Consider the following 11,720-nt stretch of genomic DNA (forward strand, 5'->3'; position numbering starts at 1 on the left):
ACCCTGCCATGACCTGCACCGAGGCATCGATGGACGGCCTGCGCCTGGCCGGGGACGAACTCGCCGACGCCACCGTCGCCACGCTCTTCGAACGCGGGCAGGTGGGCACCTTCAACACCTTGATGCGGTACGTGTCCACCGTCGGCGCCCCGCTGCCGGACGGGCTGCCCGACGTGGCGCGGGAGTACCTGGAGGCCACCCGCGTCCCGCCGTCCTGGGTGGACTGGGGGGAGATGGAGAAGGCCCGGCTGTTCTTCATCGACAACAACGTGCACATCTCCACCGCCCTGTCCTTCGCCTCCATGCCCGCCTGCTACGTCGTCCCGCACGTGGCGAAGCTGCTGTCGACCACGCACGGACTGAAGTACCCCTCCAAACGGATGGCGGAGACCGGCCAGTTCACCGTCCACCTCATGCAGCCCGACGCCTTCGAGAGCGGCAGCCGCTTCATCCCCGCGGCCCAGAAGGTGCGCCTCCTGCACGCGTCGATCCGCCACCACCTGAAGCGCGAGAACCAGTGGGACACCGCCGCCCTCGGCACGCCGATCTGTCAGGAGGACATGATCGGCGGGCAGATGTTCTTCTCGATGCTCGTGCTGGACAGCCTGCACCGCCTCGGCATCCACATGTCGACGGAGGGCGCGGAGGCCTACTACTACGCCTGGCGCGTGGTCGGCGCGATGCTCGGCGTCGACCAGGACGCGGTCCCCAAGACACTCGACGAGGCCCGCCGGTTCCTCGACCTGTACATGCTCCGCCACATGGGCCCCTCCGAGGAGGGCGCGCACCTGACGCGGCAGCTCATCGACCTCTACGAGGAAGTGGTGCCGGGGACCCTGCTCGACCCCGTCGTCTCCGCCCTCATCCGCTTCCTTGTCGGAGACACCTGCGCCGACTGGCTCGCGGTGCCGCGCACGCCGTGGGACACCGCGGTCAAAGCGGTGCCCCGACTCCTCGGCGTCCTGGAGAGCATCGAGGACCGCTCCCCGTACGGCGCCTGGGCGCTGGACCGCATCGGCCACCTCGTCAGCGTCTTCGAGCTGTCCTCCCTCACCCGCGGACGCGTGATGCACTACGCCATCCCGGAAGAGCTCAAGAAGGACTACGGCGTCTCCACCGCGGTGCCGCCCGGCCGACGGTGGACCCCGCCGCCCGCCTCGACTCCCTGAGGGGCGCCAGGACTCTGGCGGTGTGGTGCGCGCTGCACGAGGATGACCCCTCCTCGGGGGTGTCCGCGGAGCGGAGGCAGCGCCATGGGACGACACGCGGCGGCGGGACGGCGGCGCAGGCGACCGGTCTTGTCCGGCGCGCTCGGCGTGCTGCTGCTCGGCGCCCTGCTGTGCGTCCCGAGTGCCGGGGGAGCGCCGCTGTCGGCCGACGCCTGCCGCACCGCGGGCAGCACCCTGCCGCGCGGCGACTGCGGGCCGTTCTGGCAGGTCCTCGCCGAGGACTTCAACGGCGACCGGGTGCCGCTCGGCGCGTTCAGCGACTGCGACCACCACGCCGACACCTCCGCCGCGTACTGCTCAGGCCTCGACGGCGCCTACCGCGACAACTGGTGGGCGTACCCCACGGGCTGGCGCGACACGGCGAACGACCGGGACCGCGACGTCGTCGGCGTCTACCACCCGGAGGACACCGTCAGCGTGGGTCCTGCGGCCGACGGCGACGGCCGTATGCGCATCCGCATGTGGCGGCCCGCCGACGGAGGGCCCGTCCACGCGTCGGCGGTGGTACCACGCGCCGTCATGCAGATGAAGTACGGCAAGTACAGCGCCCGGATCAAGGTCACCAAGCAGGCTCCCGGCTACAAGTCGGCCTGGCTGCACTACGGCGGCGGCTGCGAGATGGACCACCCCGAAGGCGAGTGGACCGGCTCCCTGACCGCCTTCCACCACCCCTGCGGCGGAGGCGAACAGGGCTCGTACCCGGGCGCGGACGACTGGACCGAGTGGCACACCGTCTCCACCGAGTGGACCCCCGGCCATGTGCGGTTCTTCGTCGACGGACGCGAGACGGGACACGACACGAGGGGCGTGCCGGACCGGCCGCTCTCCTGGGTCCTGCAGAACGAGAGCGCCCTGGAGGGGCCGGGGGCGGCGCCCGGCAGCAGCGCCCAGCTGGAGATCACCTGGGTGGCCGCGTACGCCTACGGCTGGAAGTGACGGCGGGGCGCCGCGAGTTCACCCGAACGTACCGGAATCGTCACCTCGTACAACCCTTCCGCCGCATCCCCTGTCGAACAGGGCGCCGGACAAGGAACGGGCCCTTTCCGGACACCCCCCGCGCCTGCCCGGCCACCTTCCTTCACAGGAGCCGCTCGTGCGCAAGAACCGTTCGGCCGCCCTCGCCGCGGCCTCGTTCCTTCTGCTGACCGGGGCCGGTATCGCCGCCGCCCCCGCCGCCTTCGCCGGCACCCCTGGGGGTACCCACGCCGACGACCGCAACAGCGACTTCAACGGCGACGGATACGAGGACGTCCTGGTCGGCGCCCCGGGCGCCACGGTGAGCGGGGCCAAGGGAGCCGGCCTCGTCACGGTCCAGTACGGCTCGACCAGAGGCATCGGCACCACGAACGTCGCCCGGTTCAGCCAGTCGACGGCCGGCGTCTCCGGCGCCGCCGAGGCCGGCGACGGCTTCGGCAAGGCCGTCGCCACCGGCGACCTGGACGGCGACGGCTACGACGACGCGATCGTCGGCATCCCCGGCGAGGACCTCGACGAGGGGACGGACGCCGGTGGCGTCGCCGTCCTGTGGGGCTCGAAGTCGGGACTCACCGGATCCGCCAGCAGCTGGCTGCAGAGCGAGCAGGCCGCCGCGGGCCAGCAGTTCGGCCTCGGTCTCGCCGCGGCGCACTTCACCGCGGACACGCCCGGCGACCTCCTCGCCGTCCTCGACCGGGACAACCTGGACCTCTTCGTGTACGAACCCGCGCCGCAGGCCGGGGGAGAGGCGCAGCTGCGCCGGCAGGCCACCGAGCGGCTCGGCAGGTCGGCCGACGCAAGTTCGATCGTGTCCAAGGCGCTGACCACCGGCGACTACGACAACAACGGCTACGCCGACCTCGTCGCCGCAGGCACCACCGAGGGGGACGAACCCGGTCACGGCTGGTCCGTGCAGTTCGCGGGCGGCGCCGACGGCCTCACGTACAAGAACGACCTGCGCGGCGGTCCTGCGGCGGCCTCCGGCGACATCAACAACGACGGCTACGACGACCTCGTGACCGGCGAACCGAACTCGCCGGACGACGGCGGCGAGACGATGACCGGCGGCCTGGTCGGCGTGCGCTACGGAACCGCGGACGGCCTCGGCGAGGAGGCCAAGTGGTGGACGCAGGACGCCGAGGGCGTGCCCGGTGTCGCCGAGCGCGGTGACGGCTGGGGCGCGGACCTGTCCGTCGCGGACACGAACGGCGACGGCTACGCGGACGTCGCGATCGGCGCGCCGGGCGAGGACATCGGCACGGTCGCCGACGCGGGCGCCGTCTGGGTGCTGCGCGGCTCGGAGAACGGGCTGACGGCGAGCGGCGCGAAATCCTTCGACCAGGACTCCGCCGACATCCCCGGCGCGCCCGAGAAGGGCGACAAGTGGGGCGCGCAGGTGCGGCTCTCGGACCCCAACCGTGACGGTCGCTTCGGCCTCCTCGCGGCCGCGCCCGGCGAGAACGCCGGGGACGGCGTGGTGTGGGTCCTGTCCGCGGGATCGGGCGGCGTGACCGGCGCCGGGTCCTGGACGTACGGCGCGGGCTCGCTCGGGGCGCCCGCCACGGGTGCGGCGTTCGGCGCGGCGATCGACGAGTGACCGATGGCCCCGGCGCGCGGTACGTGCCGCGCGCCGGGGCTCCCGGCTAGCCGAAGCGCTCCACGCGGAGTTGGGCCGGCGGGAACGGCGAGAAGGAGGTCGTGCCCACCGACCAGTAGCCGCCGCCCGACCCCGGGATCCGGGCGATGGCCTCCGGCAGGTAGGCGCCGGGCGTCTCGGGGCCGCGTTCGCTCGCCCAGGCCGTGCCGTTCCAGCGCAGGTAGTGGGCGCGCTTCTGGTCCCAGAAGTCCCAGCCGGAGATCAGGTCGGGGCGGCCCAGGTCGTCGCCCGAGATGCCGCTCAGCAGGCCGACGCCGAACGGAGCACCGGGGCTCGTCCACTCCGTGCCGTCCCAGTGCTCCAGCCTGATGCCGGGCGGCTTGCCGGGAGGACCGCCGGGGCCGTACGCGTAGCCGGTCAGCCAGACGTCGTCGTGCGCGACCGGCAGCAGTCCCGTCACCGCCGCGCGCAGGCCGGGCAGGCGCGGCACGACCGTCCAGGTGCCGTCCCAGCGGGCGATGATGTCGCCGAACACCCACACGTCGCCGCCGGGTGCCACGGTGACCCCGTACGGCGTCGGCGCGGCCGGGTCCGGCAGCGGCCTGCACCAGCGCCAGGTCCTGCCGTCGCCGCGCAGCACTCCGGCGCGGTCGCCGTGCCGCCCCGACACCCAGAACCGGCCGTCCGGTCCGGCCGCGACGTCCGTCAGCCGGGTCCCCGCCTCGCCACGCCCGGGGAAGCCGGCCTCGCGCCAGGTCGTGCCGTCCCAGGTCAGGAGCTGGTCGTGGCCCGCGCTGTCGGTGCCGACGGCCCAGGCCGCGCCGCCCGCGGGGTCCACGGCGACGGCACGCAGGCCGCCCGTGTAGGCCAGGTGGGACACGTCGTCCAGTGACCAGGCGGCGCCGTTCCAGCTGAGGGAGAGCGGGGTGCCCTCGTCCCTGCCGTACACGCCCTGGGCGCCCACGGCCCAGGCGAGACCGGGCCCGGCGGCGGCCACCGAGACGAGGGTGGCGGCGGGCTGCCCGGCGGGCGCGGTGACCTCCTGCCAGCTGCCGGAGGCCGACGCGGGGCGGGCGGTGGCGGTGCCGGCCAGGGGCCCGGACAGGGCGGCCCCCGTGCCGGTCGCCGCCAGACCACAGGCAAGACCACGGACAAAGACGCGTCTTCGCATGAGAAGAGCCTTCCTCTGCTGGGAGGGGTTCACGGTGCGTGAGATTCGGGGCGCGCGCTGAGGTGTGCAACACCCTGAACCGGGTGCCGTGCGGCGTCAATGCGCGTGGACGCGTGTTTTCGTCCTGGTCCGGACCAACTACCGCTCAGTAGCACCGAGTTGAGCTGCCGGTTCTTTGCCGAATCCTCATATGGCGGGCGCGTGAACTGGGGGTAAATGTCGCTCTTTTGACGGTCAAGGCGCCCAATTCAATTGTTGACACGGAGAGTTGGTCTAGTCCATTTTGGTGGTCCGGCGTGGAGACCTGCCGCCGGAAGAACCGATCCTTGGAGCACCACATGCCAGCGAGCGACCGCTACCTCCATCGCGCCCCCTCGGAAGTCCCGTACTTCAGCTCGGACGGTGAGACGTACCTGGCGCAGACCCAGTTGCGCGACCTCCGCAAGACACGCCCCCTGCGCGTTCTCTCCGAGGAGGACTTCGCGTTCTGGCAGACGTACGGCTACGTCGTCGTGAAGCAGGCGATCCCCGCCGAGGCCGCGAAGGACCTCCTCGACTTCGCCTGGGAGTTCCAGGGCCTTGACCGCGGCCGCCCGGAGACCTGGTACGAGGAGCGCGAGTTCCGCTCGGACCTCGACCGCGAGCTGCACGTCTACGGCTTCGTCGAGGCCTACCACCACCAGCTCATCTGGGACAGCCGACAGACCCGGCGGGTCTACGACGCGTTCGTCGACGTATGGGACTGCGAAGAGCTCTGGGTGACCCTGGACCGGCTCAACCTCAACCCGCCCAACATCAAGAACCGCTCCCGCTCCCTCATCGCGCCCACCGAACGCGGCTTCGACATCAACCTCCACTGGGACGTCGACACCACCCTCGGCGTGCTGCCCCAGCGCGTGCAGGGCATCATCGCCCTGGACGACACCCGTGAGGACCACGGCGGCTTCCAGTGCTGCCCCGAGCTGTTCCGGCAGTTCGACCGGTGGAAGGCCCTCCAGCCCGACGACCGCGACCCCATACGCCCCGCGATCGACCGCGACGAGATGCCCGTCGTACGACCGGAGCTCGAAGCCGGCGACCTGCTGATCTGGAACGGCCTGCTGGCCCACGGCGTGGCCCCCAACACCTCCAAGGACGGCGTCCGGGCGGTCCAGTACCTCTCGATGATGCCCGCCCTGGAGACCCACGACGAGCTCCGCCGCTCCCGCGTCGACTCCTGGAGCAACCTCTCCACACCGGACTGGAACGCCACGCTCCTCGGCGACGCCCACAAGCACGAGTCGCTGCGGTACGGCACCGCCGCACTCAACGACCTGGGCGCCAAGCTGCTCGGCCTCAAGTCCTGGAACGGGGAAGCAGCATGCGCCGAATCTGCCTGACGCTCCCCACCAACCGGGCCTGCCCGCAGACCATCGCGGCGATCGGCGAGGAAGCGGCCTACGCGGTCGCGCACTTCGACGTCGAGGCGCACCTGCTGATCCTGGACTCCTCCGACCCGGCCACCTTCGCCGAACACACCCGGGCCGTGCGCGCACTGCCCGACGTGCCGCGCGTCGTCGTGCACCACCTGGACGAGCCGGCCCAGCGCGACTTCCTGCGCCGGGTGATCGACAAGGCCGACGTCGCCAAGCCGGAGCTGGTCCTCGACCTCATGCTCCCGGACCGACTCTCCTACGGCGCCTGCACCAACCGCGCCTTCCTCATCGCCGCCGCGCTGGGCTGCGAGTCCGTCCACCGCAGGGACTCCGACAGCCGCTACCAGACCGTCGACGGCGAGCCCGTCTTCCCCGTCCACCACGAGCTCATGTCGCTGGGCAGGCCCGCGAAGGAGGCGGCGCACGGCGTCACCGAGAGCGCTCTCGAACCCCGCCACGCCGAGCGGCGGGTGGCCATGGTCGGCAGCTCCTTCGTGGGGGAACTCTCCGTCGACATCGGCGAGATCCACCGCCTCGACCCCGAGGTGTACTACGACGTGGTCAGCCTCTGGGCGCCCGACCACTGGACCGAGGCCGAGAAGCGGGACCTGGTCGACGACTCCTTCCGGGGCGCGGGAACCGCCTCGTTCGAGCGCGACCACGCGCTGCTCACCCTGGTCGACCCGATGCGCGTCGACATGTGCAACATCAGCTTCCACGACGTGCACGAGCGCGTGCCGCTGCCGCCCGCCACCGACACCATCGGCAGCGACTACTTCCTCATCCACCTGGTCCACGACGCCGCCCTCCCCGGCGTCCTGCACAACCGCAACATCGTCAACTACTACACCGCGGAACGCAGGACCGACGCCGGCTTCCTCGCGTACCAGACGCGCTTCGCCAAGTTCTTCCTGTCGATGCTCTACTTCAACCACATCTACGACCGGATGGCCGCGGCCGGCGACGGGCTGCTCGACGACCGCGGACACGTCAGCGCCTCCGTCGTCGCCGGGTTCGCCCGGGAGAGCACCGGGCTCGACCAGGCCGGGAACGTCCGGCGGCTCGACCGCCTGGACGCCGCCTACCGCAGACTCGGCGGCAGGTACGCGGAGTTCGCCGACCACCTGGCCACGCGCCGCGAACGCTTCCTCGACGAGGCGCGAAGCGACATCGAGGACTTCGCCCTGCTGACCGAGGCCTGGGAAGCCCTCGTGCGCGCGAGCAAGGCCACCGGGCCGCTCCTGACGGCGGGACACCCGGCGTGAGCGCGACGACGACATACCCGACGACGACGTACCCGACCCGGGAGGCGTTCGGCGCGGTGCCGGGGCACGACAGCGGCCCGCTCCTCGACGCCCTCGCGGCCGCCGCCGAGGACCAGATCGTCTTCGATCTTCCCGGCATCGAGGAACGCTACGACACCCTGTGCCGCGAACTGCCGGGCGTGGCCGTCCGCTTCGCGATGAAGGCCTGCCCGGTGGACGAGGTCCTCGCCCGGCTGGCGCGGCGCGGCTCCGGAGTCGACGCGGCCGGACCCAAGGAGGTGGAGCAGGCGCTGGCGGCGGGCGTGCCGATCGGCAGGATGCACTACGGCAACACCATCAAATCCGACCGGAACATCGTCGACGCGTTCCGGCTGGGCATCAGGGCCTTCGCGACCGACAGCCTGGAGGACGTGCGGGCGATCGCCGAACACGCCCCGGGCAGCCGGGTGTTCTGCCGGCTCGCCACCACCGGTGAAGGCGCGCTCTGGGGGCTCAGCAACAAGTACGGCTGCTCGCCCGAAGACGCCCTCACCATCCTCGCCACGGCGCGCGACCTTGGTCTCACGCCCGCCGGCCTGTCCGTGCACGTCGGCTCGCAGCAGATGACGGCCGACGCCTGGCACGGCGCCTTCGACCGCATCGCCGACGTGCTCGCGGCCCTCGCCGGGCGCGGGATCTCCCTGGACCACGTCAACCTCGGCGGCGGGCTGCCCGCGCTCGGGTACCGCGACAAGCACGGCAGGCCCCTCGACCCGCCGCTGGACAAGATCTTCGCCGTCATCCGTGAGGGAATGGCACGCCTGGCCGCGATACCCGGCCACCGGCTCGGCTTCGTCATCGAACCGGGGCGCTACCTCACCGCCGACCACGGCGCCATCCGCGCCCACGTCTCCCGGCTCTCCGCGCGCCGCACGCCCGACGGAGAGCGCCAGTACTGGCTGTACCTGAGCTGCGGCAAGTTCAACGGCCTCTACGAAATGGACCAGTTGCAGTACCGCATGGTCTTCCCCACGCATCGCGACGCCGAGTCCGTCCCCGCCGTGATCGCGGGCCCCACCTGCGACAGCGACGACGCCTACTCCCACGAGGACGGCCTCGTCCCGGTGCCCAGGGAGCTCGCCTCCGGCGACCCGGTCTGGGTGCTCTCCTGCGGCGCGTACGCCACCAGCTACATGACGCAGGGCTTCAACGGCTTCAGCCCGCTCCCGTACACCTGGATCGACGGCGAGGCCGCATGACCGACGAGATACGGGTACGCCGCATCGCCGACGGAGACTGGGACGGCATCGTGGCGCTGGAGTCCCGCGCCTACGAACCCCTCGGCCTGTCGGAGGGCCGCGCCGCCCTGGAGTCCCGGATGCGGGCGTCGCCGGAAACGTGCTTCGCGCTGGACCTGGAACGGCGCCTCGCGGGCTACCTGCTGGCCCTGCCCTACCCGGAGTCCGCCTACCCCGAGCTGCGCGGGACCGAGCGGACGACGACGCTCCGCTCGCGGAACCTGCACCTGCACGACATCGTCGTCGCGGAGCACCTGCGCCACCGGGGACTGGCCCGGCACCTCCTGCGGCACCTCACCGCGACGGCCCGCTCGCACGGGTACGAGCAGATCTCCCTGGTCGCCGTCGGCGGCAGCGAGACGTTCTGGGCGGGCCGCGGCTTCACCGCCCGCCGAGGGGGCCCGCCCCCGGCCGGCTACGGCCCGACAGCTGTGTACATGTCCAAGGCGGTGCCGGTCGGCGTACCGGCACCGGAAGAAACAGAAATGTGGGCTGAGGCGGGTGCTCCGCGTGCGTGATCCTTTCCACCGAGGCCAGTTGGCGATCGCGGCGCTGTTCTGCTCGCTCGGCTTCCAGTACGCGACATGGGCGGCGCGGATCCCCGCCATCAAGGCGGACCTCGACCTGACCGCGGCGGAGGTCGGCGTGCTCCTGATGGCCGCCGGCATCGGCGCCGCCGTGTCGTTCCCGATCGTGGCCGTCCTGATGCGGCGCCTCGGCTCGCGGCGCCTCGCGCTCCTGTCCGCGCTCTGCCTCGCCCTGCTGCTCCTCGCCCTGGCCGCGGCGCCCAACTACCCCGTCGCCCTGCTCGTCATGTGCGTCGACGGTGTCCTCGTCGGCTGCCTCAACGTCGCCATGAACGCCCAGGGCGCCGAGCTGGAGAACCGGTACGAGCGCAACGCCATGGCCCGGCTGCACGCGACGTTCAGCGGCGGTTCGCTGCTCGCCGCGCTGCTCGCCTCCGGCATGAACGCGGTGACCTCGACGGTCGCCGTGCACTTCGGAGCGGCCGCGCTGCTCCTGCTCCTGCTGCTTGCCCTGGCGCGGACCGGGCTCCTGTCGGACGGCCGGTCGGCCGCCAAGGAGGAAGTGAGGGAGGAGACGGAGAAGGGGACCGAGAAGGAGACCGCAAAAAAGAAGGGCAAGTGGACCGTGCCGTCCCGGGTGACGCTGTGGATGTGCGTCGCCATGGCGTTCGGCACCGTGACCGAGGGCGCCATGAACGACTGGTCGGCCCTCTATCTGGAGGACGTCGCCGAGGCCTCCGCCGAACTGGCCCCCCTCGGCATCGCCGTCGTCTCCGGAATGATGGTCGTCGCCCGCCTCTTCGCCGACGGCTGGCGCAGCCGCTGGGGTGACGGCCGCATCGTCCTGACCGGCAGCGTGCTGGCCGGCGCCGGGCTCGCGCTCGCGCTGCTCAGCGGCGGCCTGGTGCCCGCCCTGCTGGGCTTCGCCTGTGTCGGCCTCGGCATCGCGGCCGTCACCCCGTGCGTCTATGTGGCCGCGGCGGGGCAGGGGTCGGACGCGCTGACGCTGGTCGCCGCGATGGGCACGACGGGTCTGCTTGCCGGGCCGCCGCTCATCGGATTCATCGCGAACGCCAGCAGTCTCGTGTGGGGTTTCGCCGCCGTCGCCGCGTCCGCGCTGGTCGTGTCCGCGTGCAGTACGCGCATCCGCTGGCCCGCGACGAGCGGCTGACCGTCCGGTTCCATTTCGTGCTTACTCGAGGGTAGGCGCACCCGACCCCCTTGTTATACATTCCGTCTAACAAGGGGGTCGCGGCCTGCCGTGCGACGAGGCGCCGCGCCCACTGCCCGGACGTCCGAGTCAAGGAGCCGCAGCATGGCAAGCAGCACTGTTCGGCCGAGCACACAGGACCACTCCCCGGAGGGCGATGTCGCCCGGCGGCTGCTGGACTCGGCCGCCGTGCTGGCGTACGACCCGGCCGAGGAGGTCGACTGGGAGACGCCGCTGGACCGGAACTGCCACGGCGCGAGCCCGGAGTGGAGTACGCTCTACGGCACCGCCTACTGGCGGGAGATGACCGAGGAGCAGCGCAAGGAGCTGACCCGGCAGGAGGCCGCCTCGGTGGCCAGCACGGGCATCTGGTTCGAGATGATCCTGCAGCAGATGGTGCTGCGCGACGTCTACGCCAAGGACCCGACGAGCACCGAGGTCCAGTGGGCGCTCACGGAGATCGCCGAGGAGTGCCGCCACTCCATCATGTTCGCCCGCGGCGCCGAGAAGCTCGGTGCCCCCGCCTACCGGCCGCGCCGCTGGGCCACCGAACTCGGCAGGGTCTTCAAGTCGGTCGCCTTCGGCGAGGCCGCGTACGCCGCGATCCTCGTGGCCGAAGAGGTCCTCGACGTCATGCAGCGCGACTGGATGCGGGACGAGCGGGTCGTGCCGTTCGTCCGCACCATCAACAACATCCACGTCGTCGAGGAGTCGCGGCACATGAAGTTCGCCCGCGACCAGACCCGCAAGCGGCTCGCGGGCGCCGGCCGGATGCGCCGGGAGTTCAACGCCCTGGTGGTGGCCATCGCGTCGTACGTCATCGTCACCAGCATGGTGAACCGCGAGGTGTACGCCAACGCCGGGCTCGACGAGGAGCGGGCGATCGCCGAGGCGAAGGCCAACGAACACCACAAGTCCATGATGCGCTCCAGCTGTTCGGGCCTCATGGAGTTCCTGGCCTCCTGCGGCCTGCTCACCAAGCCGGCCCTGGTGTTCTACAAGCGCGCCCACCTCATCTGAGCCGACCCGACCCACCTGAGCCGAGCGAGCCGAC

The 11,720-nt window shown here is 71.7% G+C and carries 10 protein-coding genes; 9 read left to right on the forward strand and 1 reads right to left on the reverse strand.

Annotated elements, in window-relative coordinates; genetic code table 11:
• Positions 1-8: 8 nt before the first annotated feature.
• The 3 genes from ACZ7LU_RS18825 to ACZ7LU_RS18835 all read left to right on the forward strand — a co-directional run bounded on the left by ACZ7LU_RS18825 (position 9) and on the right by ACZ7LU_RS18835 (position 3,801).
• Positions 9-1,169, forward strand: a complete 1,161-nt coding sequence (locus ACZ7LU_RS18825; RefSeq protein ID WP_471146350.1) for an oxygenase MpaB family protein — start codon at positions 9-11, stop codon at positions 1,167-1,169.
• Between the two features lie 84 nt (positions 1,170-1,253).
• Entirely contained in the window at positions 1,254-2,165 is a 912-nt protein-coding gene (locus tag ACZ7LU_RS18830) for a glycoside hydrolase family 16 protein (protein WP_471917292.1), read from the forward strand.
• Positions 2,166-2,322: 157 nt separating this feature from the next.
• Entirely contained in the window at positions 2,323-3,801 is a 1,479-nt protein-coding gene (locus ACZ7LU_RS18835; RefSeq protein ID WP_468563109.1) for an esterase, read from the forward strand.
• Between the two features lie 46 nt (positions 3,802-3,847).
• On the opposite strand, the gene ACZ7LU_RS18840 is transcribed toward ACZ7LU_RS18835, so the two are convergent.
• Entirely contained in the window at positions 3,848-4,972 is a 1,125-nt protein-coding gene (locus ACZ7LU_RS18840; protein WP_471917293.1) for an NHL repeat-containing protein, read from the reverse strand.
• A 338-nt stretch (positions 4,973-5,310) separates the two neighbouring features.
• Here ACZ7LU_RS18840 and ACZ7LU_RS18845 point away from each other — a divergent pair, with 338 nt between their 5' ends.
• The 6 genes from ACZ7LU_RS18845 to ACZ7LU_RS18870 all read left to right on the forward strand — a co-directional run bounded on the left by ACZ7LU_RS18845 (position 5,311) and on the right by ACZ7LU_RS18870 (position 11,686).
• Positions 5,311-6,351: a phytanoyl-CoA dioxygenase family protein gene (locus ACZ7LU_RS18845; RefSeq protein WP_471917294.1), complete on the forward strand. Its 1,041-nt coding sequence runs from the start codon at positions 5,311-5,313 to the stop codon at positions 6,349-6,351.
• A complete protein-coding gene (locus ACZ7LU_RS18850; RefSeq protein WP_471917295.1) occupies positions 6,333-7,652 on the forward strand; it encodes a DUF6271 family protein in 1,320 nt (439 codons plus the stop codon). Before ACZ7LU_RS18845 ends, ACZ7LU_RS18850 begins: the two co-directional genes overlap by 19 nt.
• 56 nt (positions 7,653-7,708) lie before the next feature.
• Positions 7,709-8,890 carry a type III PLP-dependent enzyme gene (locus ACZ7LU_RS18855; RefSeq protein ID WP_471917761.1) on the forward strand — a complete coding sequence of 394 codons (1,182 nt, stop codon included), beginning with the start codon at positions 7,709-7,711 and terminating at the stop codon, positions 8,888-8,890.
• Entirely contained in the window at positions 8,887-9,447 is a 561-nt protein-coding gene (locus ACZ7LU_RS18860) for a GNAT family N-acetyltransferase (protein WP_471917296.1), read from the forward strand. Before ACZ7LU_RS18855 ends, ACZ7LU_RS18860 begins: the two co-directional genes overlap by 4 nt.
• On the forward strand, positions 9,431-10,627 hold the full coding sequence (locus ACZ7LU_RS18865; RefSeq protein ID WP_471917297.1) for an MFS transporter: 1,197 nt from the start codon (positions 9,431-9,433) through the stop codon (positions 10,625-10,627). The genes ACZ7LU_RS18860 and ACZ7LU_RS18865 overlap by 17 nt, the downstream gene beginning before the upstream one ends.
• A 144-nt stretch (positions 10,628-10,771) precedes the next feature.
• Positions 10,772-11,686: an AurF N-oxygenase family protein gene (locus ACZ7LU_RS18870; protein ID WP_471917298.1), complete on the forward strand. Its 915-nt coding sequence runs from the start codon at positions 10,772-10,774 to the stop codon at positions 11,684-11,686.
• Positions 11,687-11,720 lie beyond the last annotated feature (34 nt).

This window comes from Streptomyces sp. NPDC039462 (assembly GCF_055639375.1).